The organism is Gordonia sp. B8661-1, assembly GCF_059427765.1.
This window is the reverse complement of the sequence record NZ_JCAHRL010000005.1, coordinates 38,593-62,085: the sequence shown is the minus strand read 5'-3', so window position 1 is coordinate 62,085 and position 23,493 is coordinate 38,593. Positions and strand designations below refer to the sequence as shown.

General features: G+C 66.4%; 22 protein-coding genes and 1 tRNA gene. 5 read left to right on the top strand and 18 right to left on the bottom strand.

Annotated elements, in window-relative coordinates; translation table 11 throughout:
- Positions 1-27: 27 nt before the first annotated feature.
- From AC4JJG_RS12140 to AC4JJG_RS12115, 6 genes are all read right to left on the bottom strand, one after another.
- Positions 28-1,116 carry a hypothetical protein gene (locus tag AC4JJG_RS12140; RefSeq protein WP_495401613.1) on the bottom strand — a complete coding sequence of 363 codons (1,089 nt, stop codon included), beginning with the start codon at positions 1,114-1,116 and terminating at the stop codon, positions 28-30.
- Positions 1,117-1,118: 2 nt separating this feature from the next.
- Positions 1,119-2,618 (bottom strand): hypothetical protein, encoded by a 1,500-nt coding sequence (locus AC4JJG_RS12135; protein WP_495401614.1) that lies wholly within the window; start codon positions 2,616-2,618, stop codon positions 1,119-1,121.
- Between the two features lie 373 nt (positions 2,619-2,991).
- Positions 2,992-3,079, bottom strand: a tRNA-Ser gene (locus tag AC4JJG_RS12130).
- Positions 3,080-3,166: 87 nt separating this feature from the next.
- Positions 3,167-3,376 carry a CsbD family protein gene (locus tag AC4JJG_RS12125; RefSeq protein ID WP_495401615.1) on the bottom strand — a complete coding sequence of 70 codons (210 nt, stop codon included), beginning with the start codon at positions 3,374-3,376 and terminating at the stop codon, positions 3,167-3,169.
- 98 nt (positions 3,377-3,474) lie between these two features.
- The gene (locus tag AC4JJG_RS12120) at positions 3,475-3,951 is read right to left on the bottom strand and encodes a nucleoside deaminase (protein WP_495401616.1); all 477 of its coding nucleotides are present in this window, start codon (positions 3,949-3,951) and stop codon (positions 3,475-3,477) included.
- 8 nt (positions 3,952-3,959) lie between these two features.
- Positions 3,960-4,508 (bottom strand): tRNA adenosine deaminase-associated protein, encoded by a 549-nt coding sequence (locus tag AC4JJG_RS12115; protein ID WP_495401617.1) that lies wholly within the window; start codon positions 4,506-4,508, stop codon positions 3,960-3,962.
- A 91-nt stretch (positions 4,509-4,599) separates the two neighbouring features.
- Between AC4JJG_RS12115 and AC4JJG_RS12110 the strand changes: the two genes are divergently transcribed.
- The gene (locus tag AC4JJG_RS12110) at positions 4,600-5,574 is read left to right on the top strand and encodes a prephenate dehydrogenase (protein ID WP_495401618.1); all 975 of its coding nucleotides are present in this window, start codon (positions 4,600-4,602) and stop codon (positions 5,572-5,574) included.
- Positions 5,575-5,584: 10 nt separating this feature from the next.
- Here the strand turns inward: AC4JJG_RS12110 and AC4JJG_RS12105 are convergent, their stop codons facing one another.
- The 7 genes from AC4JJG_RS12105 to AC4JJG_RS12075 form a co-directional block, all read right to left on the bottom strand.
- Entirely contained in the window at positions 5,585-6,202 is a 618-nt protein-coding gene (locus AC4JJG_RS12105) for a putative glycolipid-binding domain-containing protein (RefSeq protein ID WP_495401619.1), read from the bottom strand.
- 49 nt (positions 6,203-6,251) lie between these two features.
- The gene (locus AC4JJG_RS12100) at positions 6,252-6,932 is read right to left on the bottom strand and encodes a hypothetical protein (RefSeq protein ID WP_495401620.1); all 681 of its coding nucleotides are present in this window, start codon (positions 6,930-6,932) and stop codon (positions 6,252-6,254) included.
- A gap of 26 nt (positions 6,933-6,958) precedes the next feature.
- Positions 6,959-7,411, bottom strand: coding sequence for a nuclear transport factor 2 family protein (locus AC4JJG_RS12095; RefSeq protein ID WP_495401621.1), 453 nt, complete (start codon positions 7,409-7,411; stop codon positions 6,959-6,961).
- 63 nt (positions 7,412-7,474) lie between these two features.
- On the bottom strand, positions 7,475-8,272 hold the full coding sequence (aqpZ, locus tag AC4JJG_RS12090; protein ID WP_495401622.1) for an aquaporin Z: 798 nt from the start codon (positions 8,270-8,272) through the stop codon (positions 7,475-7,477).
- Positions 8,273-8,441: 169 nt separating this feature from the next.
- Positions 8,442-9,644 carry an acetate kinase gene (locus AC4JJG_RS12085; protein WP_495401623.1) on the bottom strand — a complete coding sequence of 401 codons (1,203 nt, stop codon included), beginning with the start codon at positions 9,642-9,644 and terminating at the stop codon, positions 8,442-8,444.
- Positions 9,641-11,737, bottom strand: a complete 2,097-nt coding sequence (gene pta, locus AC4JJG_RS12080) for a phosphate acetyltransferase (protein ID WP_495401624.1) — start codon at positions 11,735-11,737, stop codon at positions 9,641-9,643. The genes AC4JJG_RS12085 and pta overlap by 4 nt, the downstream gene beginning before the upstream one ends.
- 48 nt (positions 11,738-11,785) lie before the next feature.
- On the bottom strand, positions 11,786-12,331 hold the full coding sequence (locus AC4JJG_RS12075) for a TetR/AcrR family transcriptional regulator (RefSeq protein WP_495401625.1): 546 nt from the start codon (positions 12,329-12,331) through the stop codon (positions 11,786-11,788).
- A gap of 19 nt (positions 12,332-12,350) precedes the next feature.
- Here AC4JJG_RS12075 and AC4JJG_RS12070 point away from each other — a divergent pair, with 19 nt between their 5' ends.
- Complete coding sequence (locus AC4JJG_RS12070) at positions 12,351-12,857, top strand: hypothetical protein (RefSeq protein ID WP_495401626.1); 507 nt, start codon at positions 12,351-12,353, stop codon at positions 12,855-12,857.
- Between the two features lie 99 nt (positions 12,858-12,956).
- Positions 12,957-13,109 (top strand): hypothetical protein, encoded by a 153-nt coding sequence (locus AC4JJG_RS12065; protein ID WP_495401627.1) that lies wholly within the window; start codon positions 12,957-12,959, stop codon positions 13,107-13,109.
- A gap of 67 nt (positions 13,110-13,176) precedes the next feature.
- Here the strand turns inward: AC4JJG_RS12065 and fgd are convergent, their stop codons facing one another.
- Complete coding sequence (gene fgd / locus AC4JJG_RS12060; RefSeq protein WP_495401628.1) at positions 13,177-14,193, bottom strand: glucose-6-phosphate dehydrogenase (coenzyme-F420); 1,017 nt, start codon at positions 14,191-14,193, stop codon at positions 13,177-13,179.
- Between the two features lie 131 nt (positions 14,194-14,324).
- Here fgd and AC4JJG_RS12055 point away from each other — a divergent pair, with 131 nt between their 5' ends.
- Positions 14,325-16,202 (top strand): ABC transporter ATP-binding protein, encoded by a 1,878-nt coding sequence (locus AC4JJG_RS12055; protein ID WP_495401629.1) that lies wholly within the window; start codon positions 14,325-14,327, stop codon positions 16,200-16,202.
- 260 nt (positions 16,203-16,462) lie between these two features.
- Here the strand turns inward: AC4JJG_RS12055 and AC4JJG_RS12050 are convergent, their stop codons facing one another.
- From AC4JJG_RS12050 to AC4JJG_RS12035, 4 genes are read right to left on the bottom strand one after another with little or no spacing between them, the layout of a single operon-like run.
- Positions 16,463-16,696, bottom strand: coding sequence for a hypothetical protein (locus AC4JJG_RS12050; RefSeq protein ID WP_495401630.1), 234 nt, complete (start codon positions 16,694-16,696; stop codon positions 16,463-16,465).
- The gene (locus AC4JJG_RS12045) at positions 16,696-17,898 is read right to left on the bottom strand and encodes an acyl-CoA dehydrogenase family protein (RefSeq protein WP_495401631.1); all 1,203 of its coding nucleotides are present in this window, start codon (positions 17,896-17,898) and stop codon (positions 16,696-16,698) included. The genes AC4JJG_RS12050 and AC4JJG_RS12045 overlap by 1 nt, the downstream gene beginning before the upstream one ends.
- Positions 17,899-17,910: 12 nt before the next feature.
- Positions 17,911-18,234 carry a YidH family protein gene (locus AC4JJG_RS12040; RefSeq protein ID WP_495401632.1) on the bottom strand — a complete coding sequence of 108 codons (324 nt, stop codon included), beginning with the start codon at positions 18,232-18,234 and terminating at the stop codon, positions 17,911-17,913.
- A gap of 46 nt (positions 18,235-18,280) precedes the next feature.
- Positions 18,281-19,255 (bottom strand): alpha/beta hydrolase, encoded by a 975-nt coding sequence (locus AC4JJG_RS12035; RefSeq protein ID WP_495401633.1) that lies wholly within the window; start codon positions 19,253-19,255, stop codon positions 18,281-18,283.
- A 274-nt stretch (positions 19,256-19,529) separates the two neighbouring features.
- Between AC4JJG_RS12035 and AC4JJG_RS12030 the strand changes: the two genes are divergently transcribed.
- The gene (locus tag AC4JJG_RS12030) at positions 19,530-23,405 is read left to right on the top strand and encodes a Pls/PosA family non-ribosomal peptide synthetase (protein ID WP_495401634.1); all 3,876 of its coding nucleotides are present in this window, start codon (positions 19,530-19,532) and stop codon (positions 23,403-23,405) included.
- Positions 23,406-23,493 lie beyond the last annotated feature (88 nt).

The window sequence follows — 23,493 nt, the reverse complement described above, 5'->3', positions numbered from 1 at the left end:
AGCGATACCTCAACACCAACGTCGATATCAATTATCCTCGAAAACGAAGTTGGGGTCACCCCGCTTGAAGATACGGATAACATTCTCACCAAACGGTGATGAATCAGACGTTTGATTCCTATTGATACGGATCGGCATATCGCTAGGAATGCTATCGACTGCCTCACGGAAGATCCGGAAGCCGTCTTCAGCGCCCGAGGATGCAGGAGCATCTAAATAGACATCTACGACTATTCCGTCGGTGCTGCCTAAGAATAGGTCGACCATGTCCCACTGTTCCGTTATCGCGCCGCGTAGCGCGGCGGTGATTGTCGCACTACAGACCGGATAATACTGATACCGCGAGGTCTCTCTCGCAGCTGGTATTCGACACCAGTAATCTAGAAGCGGCGGGTATTCGCCGGTGCGCCATTTAAGATACACGGTACGGCGGGTGACGGCCTGAGGCCATCCTATTCGGTATTCAACCTCAACAACCGGATAATCACCCGCAGAACTACACGCCTCATCAACGTAGTCGGCGAATTCCTCGGACATTTCACCGTTCGGCAATAGCGATTCGGAAGTCCAAACAACAACATTGACCGCTACGTCTCGCGAATCAATTTGCCTACTAACGACTTCAACCGCATTGATTCGATCGTCAACTAGCCCGAGGAGCGCCTGCTTCGTCTGAATAGTGATCATGTACTGATGACGAATCGAACGCAACAGGGCAATCTGCTCGGTGGCCAGCGACGCAAGCTCAACGTCGGATTCTGCGATTGCTTCGAGCTGTCGACTGGCGCGCGCATGATCCGGGTCGGCAAATCGGGCGAGACGTACAGCAGCCGCCCGCACCCCAGGCTCAGGGTGCCTAACCCAATCATAGACGGTGGCCGTTATTCCGGGCACGAAGTTTGAATCGCTCGGCGCCACTTCAAGCTGGCTCGCCAACTCTGCCAAAAGGACTACACGGTCGGCCGGCGAGAGGGTGGGCAGTAGCCCCACCAGCGATACCGAATCAAAGACCGTGCGCTCGTCCAGCGCTTCACTCACAACCAGAGCAAAGTTGCCTGACTTCATCTCATCCAGAATGCTCTGATAATAGATGTCTGCTTCATGCGCTTTTCCCATTGCTAGCGGGGCTCCCAGTTCGGATTCATCGGAACAACACTAGGGCTTCTCGTTCCTTTAATTCTAAAGACGTTAGTTGGCTGGTCCCTGATTCCTTTATCTGAATTGTTGTTAAAACCAGTCACCGAACGGACCCGAACGACGGGGCTGGGTGGATTGCCCCCGTATCCGAGAATCTCGGCTTTCCCCGATTTATACGCTTCGAGGACCTTCTTGGCATCGTCGAGAGACGTGAGATATCCGCCGCCTTTGTAGTTGTCATCCGGCTTCTGACCTGGAACCACCAGATGACGCCCCTGTCGCTGCACGCTCAGCTTGTCGCTGATCCCCGGATCTGGAGCCTGGAAGTCTTTCGGTTTGATCGTTCGATTCCGGGTGATCGAGTCGACCACCTCGCGGACAATGGAAGCGTCAAGCCGGACGCGGGAAACGACCGTCGCTCGAACCTGGTGACGGCCTGGCGAAATCGTGTAATTGACCGTGCAGACGACCGGAGGGGCAGCACTGTTCGGAGGCATCGTGACGTTGGCTTCGCACCCCGGGAGTGGCGCTCCATCCAATGTCATCGAGATTCGAATCGCTGCCGTCACCGATCGAATCACGACTTTCCCGGTGACGTCGACCTGATTCGACAACGTGTACGTCAACGTGCAAGTGGTCGGCGTGCAAGGCCCCAACACACCGTTGCCTCGGGCCCGAAGAGTGACCGCAGAGTCAGAGGCATCGCCCGCGGCAGCGGCGGCCGCAGCCTCCAGGGCTTCGTAGAGTGCATCGCGATCGGCAGGCTCGACACCAAGGTCGAAGGACGTGTCGTTGCGCTCGCCCACCCCGTTCGCGTCGATCCGGACGACCTCGTCGTTGCCATTGGCGACAGGTCCGAGGTCGTCGAGATCGAGGGGCTCTTCGGGCTCGTCGTCCGGCTCGTCACCCGACGACGCGGGCACCACCGGATCGTCGGGCGCGTTTGCGGGGCGCGTGCTGGGACCCAAGTAGGTGGTCACCTGGCCGCTGCGGGCCGGTATGGCGTCAATACCATTGACCGGCACCGGTTTTCCGAGAGTGACCTCGCCGGAATCATCGTGGTAGTTGGGATCGAGGCGTCCGGCAAGGACGCGAGGTGCCAGGTCGGTGCCGAAGTCGATGCCGAACAGGTCCGGCGTGATGCGGGTCCACCGATTGTTGAAGCCCGCCGCCTGCTTGGGCGTGAAGCCAAGACCGACCCATCCGTCGGGGGGACCTTTGAGGAATGAGTGTCCGCCCGCGGCCAGGTAGTCGAACGACCGGCCATGGACCTTGACCGTGCCGGTCGCATCTCCCTCGTTCGAGACCTTCAGGTCGATATTCGCGAGACCGGCCTGCGAGGTGACCGTGCCGCGATACTGCTGCGCCGGCGCCCCCGACAGGGCCACCTGTGCGGTGTACAGACGGTTACGCGCAACGACGGAGGCAGGTGCGGTATTGGTGCCGTCGGTCGATATCGGGACGAGCAGGCCGGCGATCACTGCGACGACCAGAGCAAAGCCGCCGATCCCCAGTGCGATGAGTGGCGCCTTCAGCGATCGCCGCGGCGCAGGTGGTCCCGCGAGTGGAGGGTGGGGCGGTGCCGTCCCCGTAGGCGCTCCGACGGACGGATGCGGAGGGACAACCGGTGCGCCGGGCATCCGCTGAGCAAATGGCGGCGCGGGCACCTGCTGAGGTCGATGGGGCGGAGGGCCGGGAAAGCCACCCGGGCCGGGTGGACCGATGGTCATGGTCGGAGATTATCCAGCAGGTCGCGCCCGCTGCCATGCCATGTCATTCGTTCGGCGGAGCGTTCGTCGACACCCGGAACACGAGAATGGCCCCCTGTCTCGGAAGACAAGGGGCCATTCGCTGCGGTGGCGGAGGGATTTGAACCCTCGGTACGGGGTTACCGCACACAGCATTTCGAGTGCTGCACCTTCGGCCGCTCGGACACGCCACCGCGGAAGACTGTACCGCAGTCCGGCGCCTGGCCTAAATTGACTGGTCAGCGGCCGTTCAATGGACGTTCATCGGTGCAGCGGGGCAATCAGTTGCCGGACAGCTTGTCCTTGATGTCGTCGACCTTGCCCTTGACGGCGTCGGCAGCTTCGCTGATCTTCTGCTTGCCCTGGGCGACGCCCTGCTCGCCCTTGCCCTCGTTGCGGAGCTCGTCGTTGTTGGTCAGTCCGCCGGCAGCTTCCTTGCCGCGTCCCTTGAGTTCTTCGGCCTTGTTCTTGGCATCGTCGCTGATTCCCATGGAACATCACCTTTCTGAAGATGGAGTAGTTCGAAGACGTCGTCTCCGGACCCCCGACGACCTCCACGTTGCCATGAACTGCGGTTATCGGCCACCGCTCAGCTTTCGCGCCGGACCCCGAAGAACTCGAGCAGCAGGTCACGGCACTCGGTGTCGAGTATTCCCCCGCGGACCTGTGGGCGATGACTCAATCGCGGGTCGCGGACCACGTCCCACAGGGAGCCGACGGCGCCCGTCTTGGGCTCCCAGGCACCGAAGATCAGCTCGTCGATGCGCGACAGCGTAATGGCGCCCGCGCACATGGTGCAGGGTTCGACGGTCACCGCGATGGTGCAGCCGGGCAGGCGCCAGCCGTCGCCGAAGTTCGCGGCGGCGGCGCGCAGCGCGAGGATCTCGGCGTGCGCGGTGGGGTCACCGTCGGCTTCGCGGCGATTGGTGGCGCGAGCGATCTCCACGCCCCCGGGATCGAAGACCACGGCACCGATCGGCACGTCGGCGGGATCGGTGGTGCGGGCCGCGTCGAGGGCGAAACGCATCATCGATTCCCAGCGCACCTGCAGCTGCTCGGCACCCATGCGCGTGCTCAGTGACCGATGGTGTCGAGCACCTTCGACAGTTCGTCGGCGAATCCGAGCCGTGCGGCGATCATGCCGATTTGTTCGTCGGCGTACAGGTCGGTGTCACCGACGATGATGCTCATCACGGCGTCCGGCAGCCCCAGGTCGGCGAGGACGGCGAGATCGCCCTCCTCCCAGGGGTCGATGTCGTCGAGTTCGTCGGGATCGAAATCCGGGACGTCGACGTTCATCGCCTCCAGTGCGTCGGCCGCGATGTCGTAGTCGACGCCCGCCGTGGCATCGGAGACGAGCAGCTGTGTACCCGATGGTCCGGGACGGAGGACGATGAAGAATTCGTCGTCGACGTCGAGCAGGCCGAAGACCGCGCCGGTCGCCCGGAGTTCGCGGAGCTGACGTTCGGCGTCGGACAGATCGAACAGCGCAGACGGCTTGAGCGCGGTCACCTTCCAGGCGGTGTCCTCCCGGACTACGGCGACCGCGAAGCCCTCGATGTCATCGTTGACGTCCTGGTTGTGCGAACCACGCGATGCACCTGCGCCGCCACCTGCTGCCATGCAGGTCACCGTAGTCGCAATCGTCCGACCGCCCAAGTCCTGCGGCGTGGGCACGCAACCGTCACCGCACACGGTGTGGAACTCTGGATACGTGACTGCCTCGCCGGCCGCTGCCGACCCCCGCCCCGTCTGCGTCCTGGGCCTCGGCCTGATCGGCGGCTCCCTGATGCGGGCTCTCGCCGACCACGACTCCGACGGCTCCGCGGTGTACGGCTACAACCGCTCCCCCGAGGGCGCCGAGGCGGCGCGGGCCGATGGCTTCGACGCCTCCACGGATCTGGTCGCGACGTTGCGGCGCGCGGCCGACGACGACGCGCTCATCGTGTTCGCGACTCCTGCGACGACTCTCGACACTCTGCTCCCGACGATCGCGGAGCATGCACCCGACTGCCTGCTCACCGACGTGGTGAGCGTCAAGCAGGCCGTCGCGGAGGCGGTGCGCCGCCTCGCGCCCCGGCAACGCTACGTGGGCGGGCACCCGATGGCAGGTACCACTCAGTCCGGTTGGGCGGCAACCGATCCCACGCTGTTCCGGGATGCGATGTGGATGGTCACCACCGAGGACGACACCGATCCCGGGGACTGGTTGCGGGTCGCCGCGCTGGCCCGGCTCGTCGGTGCGAATGTCGTGCCCGCGGCCGCCGACGCACACGATCGGGCGGTCGCGGCGATCTCCCATCTGCCGCACCTGACGGCGGCGGTGACCGCGACGGTCGGCGCCGGGGAGAGTGACCTCGCATTACGGCTGGCGGCCGGCAGCTTCCGGGACGGGACACGCGTCGCGGGCAGCAACCCGGCATTGCAGCGCGCCATGCTTGAGGCCAACGACATCGCCCTCCTGAACGTCCTCAGCGAGACCATCGACCGCCTGATCCAGGCACGCGACGAACTCCGCGATCACGGAACGGTCGAGGTGGCGATCAACGACGGGCATCGCGCACGACTGGCCTACGAGGAGATCGCGGGCACCGAACCGCAGCCGATCACAGGCGTGCGCATCGGTGACCCGGGCTGGGCCGAGGAATTGCGTCGCCAGGCACATCAGGCCCGTGTCTGGCTGGGCTGAGACGCGCAGATCAGACGCGGTGGGCCAGGCCGGAATAGTCGACGACGAAGCCGTTGTCGTCGACGGTCAGGTGCGCCGAGCCGAGCGGTGACACCACACCGACGGCGTCGTCACCCGCGGAGTACCGCATGGTGGCGGCCTCAACCTTGGCCTCCGGCAGGTACAGGTACACCACGGGCACCTCGACCGAGCCGGAGCCGCCGTGCAGGCCGAGGCGCCGGATGGGCAGCGCGTTGAACATCGGCGACAACGCCAGGTCCACGTTCTCGGCCCCCTGATAGTCGCCGCGTACCGTGCCCGCGCCGGGGGTCTGCACCAGCCAGTTGTGTTCGCCGTCACGCGTGATGGTGATCTGCGATTCGCCGCTGGCCCGCACCAGATGCACCGACAATCTGCGCGTCACACCCGCATCGTTGGTGACGAGTTCGTACGACGCGGAGAAGGCCTCGTGGTCGTCGGTGGCCGCCGCGATGATCCGGCCGTACGCCTTGATCCGGGCGCCCGACACGTGCAATCGGACCTGTTCGAGGCGGTCGGCGTCGACCCCGCGCCACGTCAGCATCGTCTTGACGTCGCCCGACGGCGCGTCGGCGGACGGGTTCTCCGGGGCTGTCTGAGAAGAACTCACAGGTCTACGGTAGCGACCTGGGCTGGGCTCCACACACCCGATCGACCACTCATCCGCGGCAGGACAGCATCCGGCGCGGCGAGGCGGCGGTGATCTCGTCGCTCACCACCTGCCGACCACCGACCGAGATCCGGCACGACGCCGTGCCCTCACCCGCCAGGACCAGCACGCGCAACGGCATCCCCGAACCGGTGAAACGAGCCGACCAGGTCGTCGGTGCACCGATCACCGTCCGCAGGCCGGTGTCGTCGGCATAGATGATCGTCGCCGGGGTGCTGGTGATGACCTCGTACTCGACCGGCTTGCCGCTCGACGGCACCTGATCGGGTGCCGGGGCGCCACCACGGGGCACGTCCGGATCGTCGGTGGGGAAACCCGGCTGCTCCGGCGGTCCCTCCGGCAGCGGGACGATCGTCGGGACCTGCTGGGCGTCGGGGATCTGTTCCTCGGTCTGCATGGCCCTGCCGACGGTCACCGCCACCAGCACCAGCGCCAGCAGCGCCGCCACGCCCAGGATGCCGACGAGGCGGCGCTCCGACCGTGCGGTGCGTCGGCGGTCCGGCTCCGGCTCATCGCCGGGAGCGGGTGCACCGGGCGACAAGTGGGGCGGCGACTGCGGAACACCTTGCTGTCCCGGCTGGAATCGGGGCGTGCCGTCCGGCGCGAATCCGAGAGGCGGGTAGATCTGGCCGGGCAAGAACGGCTCCCGATACGGATCGGGTTGCGTCATCAAGCACCTCCTCGCCCAGCGGCCCCTCATTCGACAGTACGGGCACCCACCCCACCCGAGCGCATGTGTTGCGACACATCCCCGATGAATCCCATGGCGTACCGCCGCGAGACGAAGTGCCAGACCCCGTCGAATTTCGCGAAGCGATCGTCGTACCGCCCCGAACAGATGACCTGCAGCGGCAGATCGTCGGTCTGCTGCAGCACCGTGAACCGGGACCGGCAGCGAGCACCCGCTCCGTCGTCGTCGATCTCGATCGCCAGGTTGGTGGTCTGGTGCACCGTCCGTGGTGTGCCGTCGGGGTGGATGATCACCAGGCCCTCCCACATCGCGCGGAGGGCCTGATGATCGAGATCCCCACCGGGCATGGGGACGACCGCCCGGGTGAACAGTTCGGACGCGCCCGCGAAATCGCCGTCGTCCATCAGATCCGCATAGCGGAAGACCAGATTCGCAATCAGTTGTTCGTCGCTCACCATGGCCGTGACGTTATGCGGTCCGAGCCGTTCAGCCGGGTGTCAGTCCCGAAAACGGGATATCGATCAATTGGCGGTGCGGGCGCCGAAGGCGAGCTTCCCGTTCTCGAAGAGCAGCGGATAGATGAGTCCGCCGATGAGACCGCCGATCAACGGGGCAAGCCAGAACACCCAGAGCTGTCCGGGCGCGCCGTTGCCGTTGAAGAATGCGACGGCGGTCGACCGGGCCGGATTGACCGACGTGTTGCTGATCGGGATGGAGATGAGGTGGATCAAGGTGAGCGACAAGCCGATCGCGAGCGGACCGAAGCCGGCGGGCGCACGCCCGTCGGTGGCACCGAGCACGACGATCAGGAAGAACGCCGTCAGCAGGATCTCCGCGACGATGACGGCGGTCAGGGAGTAGCCGGAGGGCGAATGCTCACCGTAGCCGTTGGCCGCCATGTTGCCCTCGGCCTTGAATCCTGCCTTGCCCTTCGCGATCAACAGCAGCAGCAGACCGGCGAGCAGGCCTCCGACGACCTGCGCGATCCAATAGCCGATGACGTCCTTCCACGGCAGTCTGCCGCTCACGGCCGCGCCGAGGGTGATCGCCGGGTTGAAATGTCCTCCGGAGATGTGCCCGACGGCGTACGCCATCGTGACCACCGTGAGGCCGAAAGCCAATGCGACACCGAGGAATCCGATGCCCATCTGGAAGGACATACCGGTGTCGTCGGCTTGTCTGATCTGTTTGGCGGCGAAGATCGCGGATCCGCACCCGCCGAAGACCAGCCAGAATGTGCCGAATAATTCGGCCCCCAGTTTCGCCACCGAGGATGGCGAACTCACCTCCGTTGCACGCACCGTTACTCCGTCGTCCATGAAACATCCCTTCATGTGTGCGGTCCCGACCCCGGTGACACGCTATGCGAAGTACGGGCATTTATTTTGGCCAACTCACGATATGACGTTCTTTTGTGCGCGCACAAGTACCACTGGTGAGTGGAAACAGGGTTTGTGAATCCAAGGCGGACATTAACGACATCAAGTACTAGGTCACGACTTCCGCCGACAAACGGGCGATCTCCAATTCCTCCTTGGTCGGCACCACCAGCACCTTGATCTTCGACTCGTCGGCCGAGATAATCCGGGGTTCCTTGGTGCGCACGGCATTTCGTTCCGGGTCGATGATGATGCCGTAGTCCTCGAGCCCCTCGAGCGAGTCGGCGCGCACGGCCACCGCGTTCTCACCGACCCCGGCGGTGAAGGTGATGGTGTCCACCCGTTTGAGTTCGATCATGTAAGCACCGATATAGCGGCGGAGCCCGTGCAGATAGACCGCATAGGCCTGGCGCGCATTACGGTCACCCGCCTCGATCATCTCCATGATCGTGCGGAAGTCGTTCTCCCCGCACAATCCCTTGAGTCCGGACTGCTTGTTGAGCAACGTATCGATCTGATCCGCGCTGAGTTTCACCACGCGGTGGAGTTGCAGCAGGATCCCGGGATCGATGTCGCCGCAGCGGGTACCCATCACCAGTCCTTCCATCGGCGTCATGCCCATGGAGGTGTCGATGGGGTGCCCGCCGACGATCGCCGAGGCCGACGCGCCGTTGCCCAGGTGCAGCACGATCTGATTCAGGTCTTCGAGTGGGACGTCGAGGAATTCGGCGACCTTGCCGGAGACATATCGGTGGCTGATCCCGTGAAAACCGTAGCGACGGATCGCATGCAGGGTCGCGATGCCCCGGTCGATCGCGTACAGCGCGGACGAGTCGGGCAGGTTGTGGAAGAACGCCGTGTCGAAGACGGCGACCGCGGGCACGTCGGGCAGCAGTTCCCGGGCGGCCTCGATACCCATCAGATTCGCCGGGTTGTGCAACGGGGCGAGGTCGGAGATACGGCGGATCTCGGAGATCACCTCGCGGGTGATGATCGTCGGCCGGTAGAAGGTCCGGCCGCCGTGCACCACCCGGTTACCGACCGCCAGGAGTCCGGCGGTGGCAAGGTCGATTCCGTTGGCGGCGAAGAGCTTCTGCGCCTCCTCGAAGGCCACCAGGTGATCGGGCAGCGGAATCTCGACGATGGTCTCGACACCGCCCTGCTCATGGGTGATCGAGGATCCGTGATCGCCGATGCGTTCGGCGATGCCGTCGGCGACCACCACGCCGCTTTCCGGATGCACCAGTTGATATTTCAGCGACGACGATCCGGCGTTGAGGACGAGAACCGCCCCGGCCGCGGCATCACTCATATGCCCGCACCATCCTCGGTCTGCGCCTGGATGGCGGTGATGGCGACGGTGTTCACGATGTCGGAGACCAGCGCACCGCGGGACAGGTCGTTGATCGGCTTGTTCAATCCCTGGAGCACCGGGCCGATCGCGATCGCGCCTGCGCTGCGCTGCACGGCCTTGTAGGTGTTGTTGCCGGTGTTGAGGTCCGGGAAGATCAGCACCGTCGCCTGTCCCGCAACCGGGGAATCCGGCATCTTCGTCGCAGCGACCGTCGGCTCCACCGCGGCGTCGTACTGGATCGGCCCCTCCACCAGGATCTCCGGCGCCCGCTCCCGCACCAGGTCGGTGGCGATCCGCACCTTGTCCACGTCGGCGCCGGTGCCCGACTGCCCGGTGGAGTACGAGAGCATCGCGACCCGGGGATCGATGTCGAATTGATCGGCGGTGTGCGCCGACGAGATCGCGATGTCCGCGAGCTGTTCGGCCGTCGGGTCGGGCACGATCGCGCAATCCCCATATGTCAGTACACGATCGGCGAGACACATGAAGAACACACTCGACACCGTGGACACGCCCGGCTTGGTCTTGATGATCTCGAAGGCCGGCCGGATCGTGTGTGCGGTGGTGTGCACCGATCCCGACACCATGCCGTCGGCGAGGCCCCGCTGCACCATCATGGTGCCGAAGTACGAGACGTCGCGCATGACCTCGACGGCGCGGTCCATGTCCATGCCCTTGTGCTTGCGGAGTTCGGTATACAGCGCCGCGAACTCCTCCCGGTACGCGGAGGTGTTCGGGTCGATGATGTCGACACCTTCCAGGTCCGTACCGAGTTCCTTTGCGCGCGTACGGATCACGTCTTCGTTGCCGAGCAGCGTGAGTTGCGCGACGCTGCGTCGGAGCAGCCGTTGGGTCGCACGGAGGATGCGGTCCTCCTCGCCCTCGGGCAGAACGATCCGTCTGGGGACCGACCGCGCGCGGGTGATCAGGCCGTATTCGAACATCTGCGGGGTGACCACCGACGGGTGGTGGACGTCGAGAATCTTCAGGACCGTCGCGGCGTCGAGTTGTTCCTCGACGAGCGCGATGGCGGCATCGATCTTGCGCGCCGACTCGACGCCGACCCGCCCGCGGGTGTGCGCGGCGATACGCGCGGTCTCGTAGGTGCCGTAGTCACAGGAGATGATCGGCAGGGTCGGCTTGAGGCCGTCGACGAGCGCCTCGATCATCGGATGCGGATGCAGTCCACCGTTCAGGATGATGCCGGTCAGACGCGGAAAGCCCTGTGCGGTATTGGCGTTCACCAGCGCCAGCAGGACGTCGGAGCGGTCGGCGGGCGCGATCACCACCGTGCCGTCGGTGAGACGTTCCAGGATGTGCTCGACGGTCATGCCGCCGACCATGACGGTGAGCGCCTCGCGGTCGAGCAGTTCCTCGTCGCCGCTGTACATCTCGGCACCGAGCGCTTCCTTCAGCTCCGCCATCGTCGGCGCGAACAGCACCGGGTCCTCGGGCAGACACCATGTGGGGATGCCGATACGTTCCACCGACTGCCGGATCGGGATCAGTTGCTCCGGCGCGCAACGATTCACGATGATGGCGACCGTGGTGGCGTGGGCGCTGGAGATCTCGGCGACGAGGAGTTCGGCGAGCCCCTTCAGTTCGGCCGGGGTGCGGTCGGCGCCCTTGATGGCCAGGATGATCGGGGCCGACAGGTTCGCGGCGATGCGCGCGTTGAAGCTCAGCTCGGACGGATTGCCGACGTCGGTGTAGTCGGAACCGACGATCAGCACCGTGTCGCATCGGGCCTCGACGGCATGGAAACGGTCGACGATCTCACTGATCGCGGCCTCGGGGTCGGCATGCACCTGGTCGTAGGTCACCCCGATGCAGTCCTCGTAGGGGATGTCCACCGAGTCGTGCTCGACGAGCAGGTCGAGGATGTAGTCGCGCTCCCCCGCCGCCGCACGCGAGATGGGGCGGAACACGCCGATGCGGCCACCGGTGGCCGACAGCAAGGCCAGCAACCCAAGCGCGACGGTCGATTTGCCGGTGTCACCCTCTGCGGACGCCAGGTAGATGCAGTTCGACGACGGTGTGTCTGCGGCCATGGGCCTCAGCCTACTGATGCCGGGTCGTTCGCGGGATCCGGCGGAGCGTCAGCGGATGACGGCCCGCACGATCAGGTCGGCGACATCCTCGTCGGACATGCTGCTGTCCGGTATCAGCATGAGTGAATAGACCGTCCGCACCAGGAACTCCGCGGCGCGTTGCGCATCCGGATACAACTGCGCGGCGACCTCGGGTTCGATGTCGGGTGTGGTGCGTTCGGTGATCTGCTGGATCAGTGCACCGCCGCCCTGTTCGGTGGCGACGAGGGCACGGACGATCTCCTCGGGTTCGTGCCGCAGCACATACTGAAGCGCCGCGTGTTCCCGGATGTAGGGCAACACGTTCAGGACCTGCGCCCGCACCTTGCCCGCCGCGTCGGGAGCCGAATCGGCCCACTCGCGTAGCTTCGCGCTCAGCACGGTCACCTCGCGCTCGACGATGGCCGCGACCAGCGCATCCCGTCCGCCGAACATGCGATACGCGGTGGCCCGGGCGACACCGGCCTGCCGCGCGACCGACGTCAGGCTCAGCGCCTTCGCCCCGAAGCGTGACACCAGGGCAACGCCGACATCCACCATCCGGTCACGATCCATGACTGAATACCGTAACGGAATGCCGTGGTTCGCTCAGCGCACCGGAGTCGTGGTGGTTGTCGTCGTGACGACCGGCGGGGTCGTGGTGGTCGTCGTTCCGGTGGGCGGCGACGGCCGCGTGGGGGTCGACGGACGCGACGTGGTGGTGGTGATCGTCGGCGCAGGCGTGGTCGTCGACGGTGTGGACTTCGGGGTGGTGGACTTCGGAGGTGTGGACTTCGACGTGGTGGTCCGCTTCGAACTCGGCGGCGAGTGCCGCGACGTCGTCGACCGGTCCTGTCCCGACACCGTCAGCACCGTGTGGCGCGCGACCCGCCCCACCGCCGGAATCGTACTGCGGCAATCGATCTCGAAGACCCGCGGCAGAGTGCCGGAGAGCGGCCAGGAGAGGACGCCCCGCCCGGCCGGGCCGAGATCGGTGGCCGTGGTGTTCTTCTGTGCGTCGTGTGGCCCGAGCGTGCATCGGATGGGCACCGGCGCGGTGTTGCGGAGTTCGACCCGCAGACCGCCCGTGGTTACCCGGTAGCTGCAGCCGGGCGCCGGACCCGTGCCCTCGAAGCGCCCACAGGATCCCGAGGCGACGGGCACCGGCTGAACGGCGACGGTCGCGCTCTGAGGTGACGCGGTGGACGGCGTACCCGCGACGGCGACCGTCACTCCGGCTGCGGCACCGGCGACCGACAGTGCCGCGACGGCGACGGTGATTCTGCGCATCGGTTCACTCCTCGATCTCGACGACGAGACCGGACCTCGCTGCCCGGAGGGACCCCGCCCGTGACCGAGTCTACCGAGCACGACCCGGGTTCTGATAGGTCCGAACCCGGGTGGATTCGATGCGGAAACCGCTATCCGACGGTCAGTTTCCGCAGGCGCGGCTCCAGATCCTTCTGGAAGTAGTCGAGGAAACGTCGCTGGTCGTGGCCGGGCGCGTGGAACACCAGGTGATTGAGTCCGGCATCGGTGTAGAACTTGATCTTCTCGACGGCCTCGTCCGGGTCCGACGCGACGATCCAGCGGTTGGCGACCTGCTCGATCGGGATCTCGTCGGCGAGCCGTTCCATCTCCGTCGACGAGTTCACGCTGTGCTTCTGTTCCGGCGTCAGCGACAGGGGCGCCCAGAAGCGCGTGTTCTCCAGGGCTAGTGCCGGATCGCGATCGTAGGAGATCTTGATCTCGATCATCTTGTCGATGGCGTCGTAGTCGCGATCGGCCTTCTCGGCCCCCTCCTTGACCGCCGGGATCAGCTTCTCCGTGTACAACTCGGGGCCCTTGCCGGAGGTGCAGATGAAGCCGTCGCCTGCGCGGCCTGCATAGCGTGCGACGACCGGTCCGCCCGCGGCGATGTAGATGGGGATCTGTTGCTCGGGGACGTCGTACATGTACGCGCCCTGCGTCTTGTAGTACTCACCGTCGAAGTCGACTTCCTCGCCGGACCACAATTCGCGCATCAGGCGCACGGACTCGCGCAGGCGGGCGAACCGCTCCTTGAATTCGGGCCACTCACCCTGGAAACCGGTGGCGTATTCGTTGAGCGCCTCCCCGGTGCCCACGCCGAGCATGATCCGGCCCGGGTAGAGGCAGCCCATGGTCGCGAAGGCCTGCGCGATGACGGCCGGGTTGTAGCGGAAGGTCGGGGTCAGCACCGAGGTGCCGATCTGCACGCGCTTGGTGCGCTCACCGACCGCGGCCATCCAGGCCAGCGAGAACGGTGCGTGGCCGCCGTTGTGCCGCCACGGCTGGAAGTGGTCGCTGACCGCGACCGAATCCATCCCGTGCTCCTCCGCCGCGACCGCGATCTCCACCAGCTCGCGCGGGTCGAACTGTTCTGCCGATGCCTTGAAACCGAGCTTCAGGGGTGCCACTGCTACCTCGCTTGTGCTTGTTCACGATCGATCACTGTGTTGCCTCCAACGTACTCAGACCGGGCGAACAGCGAGTGATCGCATCTCACGCGGTGGACTTCAACGTGACTTGAGGTTCTACCGTTCATGTCATGAGTATGGAATCGGTCGCCAACGAGGCCATCTACAAGACGATGATGTCGCCGACGGACCTGCGCACCCGCGCCGATCGCCGGTCGACTCTCCGGCGCATCCTCGGCTTCGCCCGCCCCCATCGGCGCCGCATCGCGGCCTTCCTCGTGCTGTCGGTCCTGACGGCCCTGCTGACCGTGGTGACCCCGCTGCTCGCCGGCCGGGTGGTCAACCTCATCACCGGCCACGGCTCCGGCGGGGCCATAGCCGGACTCGCGGTGGTGATCGCCGTCATCGCAGTCGTCGAGGCCGGCGCCGCGATCCTCACACGATGGTTCTCGTCGAATATCGGCGAAGGACTCATCTACGACCTGCGCCGTGCGGTGTTCGACCATGTGCAGCGCATGCCGGTGGCCTTCTTCACGCGTACCCGCACCGGCGCATTGGTGAGTCGCCTCAACAACGACGTCATCGGCGCGCAACGGGCGTTCAGCGACACCCTTTCCGGGGTCGTCTCCAATATCGTCACGCTCGCACTCACCCTCGGGGTGATGATCGCGATCAGTTGGCAGGTGACACTTCTCGCGCTCGTGCTGCTGCCGATCTTCGTGGTGCCCGCCCGCCGCATGGGGTCCCGCATGGCGGCCCTCTCCCGTGAGGCCGCCGAGTACAACGCCCGCATGTCCACCCAGATGACCGAACGTTTCTCTGCACCGGGCGCGACCCTCATCAAGCTCTTCGGCCGGCCCGCCACCGAATCGGCCGAGTTCGCGTCGCGCGCGGATCGCGTGCGCGACATCGGAGTTCGTCGCGCCATGCTCCAGACGTGGTTCATGACCGCACTCACCCTGGTGTCCGCTCTGGCGCTCGCCCTCGTCTACGGGCTGGGCGGCTGGCTCGCCGTCTCCGACCATCTGACCGCGGGTGCGGTCGTCTCGCTCGCCCTGTTGCTCACGCGGATGTACGCACCGCTGACCGCGCTGGCCAACGCACGCGTCGAGATCATGAGCGCGCTGGTCAGTTTCGAGCGGGTCTTCGAGGTACTCGACCTGACGCCGCTGATCGCCGACCGCGACGACGCGCAGGATCTGCCCACCGGCCCTGTCACAGTCCGGTTCGACGACGTGAGCTTCGGCTACCCGTCGGCCGACAAGGTATCCCTCGCGTCCCTGGAAGAAGTTGCGCAACTGGACAATCGAGGCGGTTCGACGGTGTTGCACGACATCGACTTCGAGGTCCCCGCGGGCAGCATGATCGCGCTCGTCGGATCCTCCGGCGCGGGCAAGTCGACCATCGCCAACCTCGCCACGCGGCTGTACGACGCGGATTCCGGGGCGGTTCGCCTCAACGGCGTCGACGTCCGGGACCTGCGTGCCGACGACATCCACCGCACCGTCGGTCTCGTCACCCAGGACGGCCACCTGTTCCACGACACCGTGCGCGCCAACCTGTTGCTCGCGGCACCGGAGGCCGACGAGCCACAGATCTGGGATGCGTTGCGGCGCGCCCGCATCGACGACCTGGTGCGGTCACTGCCGGACGGACTCGACACCGTCGTCGGCGAGCGCGGCTACCGACTCTCCGGCGGAGAACGTCAGCGGCTCACCATCGCCCGGCTGTTGCTCGCCCATCCTGCGGTGGTGATTCTCGACGAGGCCACCGCACACCTGGATTCGACGTCGGAGGCGGCCGTGCAGGAAGCACTCGCCGAAGCTCTCGAGGGCCGCACCTCGATCGTCATCGCCCACCGGCTGTCCACGATCCGCGCGGCCGATCAGATCGTCGTCCTCGAGGACGGCCGGATCGTCGAACACGGGGATCACGCATCACTGTTGGCCCGCGGCGGCCGCTACGCCGAGTTGTATCGCACCCAGTTCGGAGCCGAACCTGCAGCGTGAGTCCGGGTTTCGATACGCGGCGGACTCGCTGCGCTCGTACGCCGCTACTCAACCAGCGTCAGAACCCCACGCTGATCGGGTAGCGTCCAAGGCACCACTTCCCGCTGATCGAGTAGCACCCGAGGCGCCACTTCCGGCTGATCGAGTAACGCCCGAGGCACCACTTCCCGCTGATCGAGTAACGTCCGAGGCACCACTTCCCGCTGATCGAGTAGCGGCCGAGGCGCCAGCCGAGGAGGCGTATCGAGATCGTGTGCGGCTCAGTCCTTGTCGTCGTCGACGACCGGCGGAGCCGTGGGCTTACGACGGAACTGCAACGTCACGTACACGATGTTGACGAGGATGACGGCGATGCCGATGACGACCCACACCCAGCGGCCATCGCGCCACCAGCTCACGGTCAGCAGCGCGACGCAGACCACGAGAATCGCCGATCCGCAGATCGTGATGCCACGTGACAGCGCCTGGGCGCCTCGCTGAAAGTCGTTGTTCATCAACGGAATGCGTCCTCTCCGGTCAGCGCCTTGCCGATCATCAGCTGATGCATCTCGCTGGTGCCCTCGTAGGTGAGCACCGACTCCAGGTTGTTCGCGTGGCGGATGACCGGATACTCGAGCGTGATGCCGTTGGCGCCCAGGATGGTTCGGCATTCCCGCGCGATGGCGATGGCCTCACGCACATTGTTGAGTTTGCCGAGGCTGATCTGCTCGGGCCGGATACCGCCGGCATCCTTGCGCCGCCCGAGATGCAGGGCGAGCAGCTGGGCCTTGCCCAGTTCCAGCGCCATGTCGGCCAGCTTCACCTGGGTGATCTGATATCCGCCGAGCGGCTTGTCGAAGACCTCGCGGTCGGCGGCATAGGCGATGGCCGTCTCCAGGCAGTCGCGCGCGGCACCGACGGAGCCGAACACGATTCCGAAGCGCGCCTCGTTCAAGCAGCTCAGCGGTCCACGCAGACCTTCGACGCCGGGCATCAGCGCATCCGCGGGCAGGCGCACGTCCTCGAGGACCAGTTCGGCGGTCACGGACGCCCGCAGCGACATCTTGTGTCCGATCTCGTTGGCGCGGAAGCCCGGGGTGTCGGTCGGAACCACGAACCCCCGGATGGCGCGTGCACCCTCGTCGAGGTCGGTCCGCGCCCACACGACCGCGACGTCGGCGACGCTGCCGTTGGTGATCCACATCTTGGTGCCGTTGAGCACCCAGTCGTCGCCGTCGCGCTTGGCCACGGTCCGCATACCGGCGGGATTGGAACCGAAATCGGGTTCGGTGAGCCCGAAGCACCCGATGGCCTCGCCCGTCGCCATCCGCGGCAGCCACTCGCCGCGCTGCTCCTCGCTGCCGAATGCCCGGATCGCGTACATCGCGAGTGAGCCCTGAACCGAGACGAAGCTACGGAGTCCGCTGTCGACGGCCTCGAGTTCCAGGCAGGCCAGCCCGTAGGCGGTGGCCGAGGTGTGCGCGCAGCCGTACCCCTCGAGGTGCATGCCCAGGACTCCGAGTTCGCCGAGTTCGGTGGCGAGCTCGCGTACCGGAAGCGTGCCCGACTCGAACCACTCCGCGACCCGGGGCCGCAGCCGTTTGGCGCCGAAGTCCCGTACGGTCGACGCGATGGCCCGCTCCTCGTCGTCGAGCAGCGTGTCGATCGCGAACAGCTCCGCCACCGATTGGGTGGCGGCCTTCGGGTTGGAACCCATCGAAACCTCCGGTCAGGCCTGGATCGTGACGACCACGGCGATTGCCACGGCGATCACCACTATGGCAATGACCAAGAAGGCGACGTACCGCACCCCCGGCATCTCGCCGAGTCCCTGCAACGCTCGTTGGGTCTGACGCCAGCGTGCCCCTCCCACGAGGGCGATGGTGCAGCCCAGGCCGACCATCAGCAGCCCGAGAATCACCTCGAGTTCCGGATCGGCCACCTGGCCACGAGCGATGTAGACGATGGCGACCCCGCCCGCGATGAATCCGAGCGCGGTGCGGATCCACGCCAGCATGGTCCGCTCGGCCGCGAGAGTGAACCGTGCGTCCACCGACCCCGGTGGTGCAGCTGCCGGCGCGGGCTGGTCTTCGGCGGGCTCAGCCGGCTCGCCGGTCCTTTCGACTGTCAGCGTCCTTCGCCTCTCGGATCACGTCCGCGACGAACTCCGCCGTCGCCTCGATCGCCTCCGTGCTCTCCGGATGCGCCGCGAGGATCACCGGGAACACATGTACCTGCCAAGCGTAACTGTGGACCTGTGCCTCGACACCCACCTCGTCGAGCATTTCCACCAGTTCGATGGCATCCGGCTCCAGCATCTCGCTCTCGGCGGTCACGATGACGGTCGGCGGGAACGCCTCGTCCACCAGATCCTGCGCCCGGCGGACACCGACCAGCGGCTGCGGACCGCGTTCGAGCTTCGTCGCCAACTCGGCCATCTTGGTCTGCGGGATGTAGGCGTCCGACCGGCTCGACCGATCGGGGTTGGTGCCGACGTCGAGGTCGAGCAGCGGCGAGAAACCGACGACGGCCACCGGTGCGGGCAAGCCCTCCTGCCGAGCCGCCTCGACGATCTTCGCGGCGAGGAACCCGCCCGCCGAATCGCCCGCGACCACCACACGCCGATAACCGCGCTCGGTGATCAGCTCGCGGTACGCGGCCACGGCATCGAACACCGACGTGCCCACCCCGGCCTCGGGCAGCTGCCGATAGTCGAGGGAGAACACCGGGAGTTCGTAGAGCTGGGAGATCTTCGCCGCGACGTGCCGGTGCGAGCCGATCCCGCAGACCACGAACGCTCCACCGTGCAAGTAGAGGACGGCGGTCTCGGAGTCGCGCCGCGACGGGCCCGACGGCATGATCAACTCCACTCGACGGCCTGCGAGCCGCATCGACTCGCGGACCACACCGCGCGGTTTGGGGCCTGCGGCCATCAATTTGTCGATGATCTTGAGACCCGACATCCCCGGCTCGGTCAGCGGCCACCACGACATCACGGGCCGCAGGACGGCACGCGTACCGAACCAGAGTGGATATGACAAGAGACTTGGCTTGCGGTGGTGCACAATTGGCATGCTCACTCCTCCGTCACCGGGCGGATCACCGGCGAACCCGGTGCTCACGGCGCCGAAAACTCAACCAGCGGGACCCGACAAACATGCTGAGACTTCTGTGCGAAACCTACACCGGTGACGGTCCGCGACGACCGTTTCCGGTGGCCATTCGGGCGGTATCTCACCGGGACGTCGCGCCGAGACCCACGCCACCGAAAGTTCACCGATGACTCATCCGGCCGTTGCCCAACTCGGCTACATTCCCCCCTTCGTGTCGAAACGATGGTGGTGACGCGTGCCCATCCCCTCTCAGTTCCTGCTGTCGTCGCAGGCCAGCGCTCCGCGCACGCTCTGCGACATCCTCGACGAGACCGCCCGGCTGCATCCGGACGCGCCCGCCATCGACGATGGTGAGGTAGCTCTCACCTATGCGCAGCTGCTCGGTGTGGTCCGTCGCGGGGCCGACCGGCTGTACGCGGCGGGAGTCCGGCGCGGTGGGCGTGTCGGTGTCCGCATGCCATCGGGATCGCGCGAGCTTTACATCACCATCCTGTCCACGCTGTACGCCGGCGCGGCCTATGTTCCGGTCGACGCCGACGACCCGGACGAGCGTGCCGAACTGGTCTTCGGCGAGGCGCAGGTCGACGCGATCGTCGACGCCGACGGCATTCATGCCCACACGGCTCCCGGCTCCACCGTCGGGGACGACGGCGGACCGCAGCGCCCGACGGTGGACGACGACGCCTGGATCATCTTCACGTCGGGATCGACCGGCACGCCCAAGGGCGTCGCCGTGAGCCATCGCAATGCGGCGGCCTTCGTCGACGCCGAGGCCCGCATGTTCCTCATCGACGATCCGCTCGGACCGCGCGACCGCGTGCTGGCCGGATTGTCGGTGGCCTTCGATGCGTCCTGCGAGGAGATGTGGCTGGCCTGGCGCAGCGGAGCCTGCCTCGTCCCCGCGCCACGGTCACTGGTCCGCAGCGGCATGGACCTCGGGCCGTGGCTGGTGCAGCGCGACATCAACGTCGTCTCGACGGTGCCGACCCTCGCCTCGCTGTGGCCACCGGAGGCGCTCGAGGCGGTCCGGCTGCTGATCTTCGGCGGCGAGGCCTGCCCGCCGGAGCTCGCCGAACGGCTGGCCGTCGAGGGCCGCGAGGTGTGGAACACCTACGGCCCCACCGAGGCCACCGTGGTCGCCTGCGCCGCCCTGATGGACGGCACGGGGCCGGTCCGCATCGGATTGCCGCTGCCCGGTTGGGATCTCGCCGTCGTGGGCCCCGACGAACAGCCGGTGGCCGAGGGCGAGATCGGTGAGCTGGTGATCGGCGGCGTCGGACTTGCGCGGTATCTCGATCCCGCGAAGGACGCCGAGAAGTACGCACCGATGGACACTCTCGGCTGGGCACGCGCCTACCGCAGCGGCGATCTCGTCCGCCTCGATCCCGCCGGCCTGCTGTTCCAGGGCCGCGCCGACGATCAGGTGAAAGTCGGCGGACGACGGATCGAACTCGGCGAGATCGACAATGCGCTGCAACAACTTCCGGGCGTCGGCGGCGCCGCTGCCGCGGTCCGCAAGTCGGCGGCCGGCAACACCCTGCTCGTCGGTTATCTCGTGTCGACCGACCCGGATTTCGATGTGGCGCAGGCACATCGGCTGCTGTCCGAACAACTTCCGGCGCCGATGGTGCCGCGGCTGGCCCTCGTCGACGAGCTACCGACGCGCACCTCGGGCAAGGTCGACCGCAACGCCTTACCGTGGCCGCTGCCCGGCCGGACGACGCACGACGACGACATCCACGACCTGAGCGACACCGAGGCGTGGGTCGCCGGGAAGTGGACCGACGTCCTCGGCGTCACCATCGACGATCCGAAGGCCGACTTCTTCGCCGAGGGCGGCGGATCGCTGGCCGCCGCGCAGCTCGTCACGGCGTTGCGCACCCGCTACCCCGACATCACCGTCGCCGATCTCTACGACCATCCCCGTCTCGGGTCGCTCGCCGAGAATCTCGACGAACGCACCCAGACCGCCACCGTCACCCCCCGGACCGTGCGGCCCACCCCGCGGCGCACCGGTCTGGCCCAGATCCTGTTGTCGGTGCCCCTGACCACGTTGACCGGTCTGCAGTGGGCGACCTGGCTGGGACTGGTCAACAACATCGCCGTGGCAGTCGCCGATGCGACCGATCGGAACATTCCGTGGCTGGTGCCGGTGAACTGGTGGGTCCTGCTCGTGGCCTTCATCCTGTTCATCACGCCACCCGGGCGCATGGTGATCGCGGCGACGGGTGCGCGACTGCTGCTGGCCGGCGTCCGTCCCGGCGACTATCCACGGGGCGGCAGCGTGCACCTGCGACTCTGGGTCGCCGAACGACTGCTCGACGCGTCCGGGGCGGCCAACCTGTCCGGGGCACCGTGGATGGTGTACCTCGCCAGGGCGATGGGCTCGACCATCGGCCGCGACGTCGATCTGCACACGATTCCGCCGGTCACCGGACTGCTCACCCTCGGCGAGGGAGCATCCGTCGAGCCGGAGGTCGACCTGGCGGGCTGGTGGATCGACGGCGACGTGGTGCACATCGGCGAGATCATCATCAAACGCGGCGCCACCGTCGGCGCACGCTCCACGCTCCTGCCCGGCGCGGTGATCGGCCGCGACGCCGAGGTCGCCCCCGGTTCGGCGGTGCGTGGCCGGGTCAAGGCGCGCCAGCACTGGGCCGGCTCGCCCGCGGTCAAGGCGGGCAAGGCCGAACATCCGTGGCCCGACCATCGCCCGCCGCGGGGACGCGGCTGGGTGCCCATCTACGGATTGTCGTCGATGCTCCTGGCCGCGATCCCGTTGATCGCGCTCGGTGCCGGTCTCGCGGTCATGGGTTCGTGGGCGCTACACGCCGACCGTCTGCGGAACGTCGGATACCGCTCACTGATCCTGTTGCCCGCGGCCACCGTGGTGAGCCTGCTGGTCTTCGCCGCGATCACCGCGATCCTGGTGCGCCTCCTCTCACTCGGCCTGACCAAGGGCTACTACCCGGTGCGGTCCCGCGTGGGCTGGCAGGTGTGGATGACCGAGCGGCTCCTCGACGCCGCCCGCACCTACCTGTTCCCGCTGTACGCCAGTCTGCTGACACCGTGGTGGTTCCGGCTGCTGGGTGTGAAAGTCGGTGCGGGCACCGAGATCTCGACGGCGCTCGTCCTGCCGAAGTTCACCACCATCGGCGACGGCGCCTTCCTCGCCGACGACACCATGGTCGCCTCCTACGAACTCGGCGGCGGCTGGCTGCACATCGACGAGGCGAAGGTCGGCAAACGGTCGTTCCTCGGCAACTCGGGAATGACGGGTCCCGGTCGCAAGGTGCCGAAGAACAGTCTGGTCGCGGTGCTGTCGGCGACTCCGGACCGGGCGAAATCCGGATCGAGTTGGCTGGGCAGTCCGCCGGTGCGCCTGCGCCGTACCGCGGCATCGACCGACACCTCACGCACCTTCGATCCGCCCAGGAAACTCAAGGTCGCACGCGCGATCGTGGAGACACTGCGGCTGATTCCGGTGATGATCAGCTTCGGACTCGGCGTGTTCATGCTGCTGGGTCTGCAGTACATCGCACTGCACACGCACTACTGGATCGCGGCTCTGGTGAGCGGGCTGATGCTGCTCGTCGCCGGCATGGCCGCCTGCTGTATCGCGGCGGCCGCGAAATGGATTGTCGTGGGACGGATCCGGGTCTCGGAACATCCGCTGTGGAGTTCGTTCGTGTGGCGTAACGAGCTGTCCGATGCGTTCGTGGAAACCGTTGCGGCGCCGTGGTTCGCGAACGCCGCGACGGGTACGCCCATCCTCAACACCTGGCTGCGGATGCTCGGCGCGAAGATCGGCAAGGGCGTGTGGTGCGAGACCTATTGGCTGCCCGAGGCCGACCTCGTGACGCTCGGCGACGGCGCCACCGTGCAGCGTGGATGCGTGGTGCAGACCCACCTGTTCCACGACCGCGTGATGGCCATCGACCACGTGATCATGGAAACCGGCTCGACACTCGGCCCGCACTGTGTCGCCCTCCCCGCGGCCGGACTCGGCGAATCGGCAACGGTCGGACCGGCATCGCTCGTCATGCGCGGCGACGTGGTGCCCGCACACACCCGCTGGCAGGGCAATCCGATCGCGCCCTGGCCGCGCTAGCTCGAATCCCCACAGAATTCTTACGACACAGGCCCGCCGACCGGATTATCCAGTCGGCGGGCCTCTGCGGTGATTTTTTTGTGGGCGG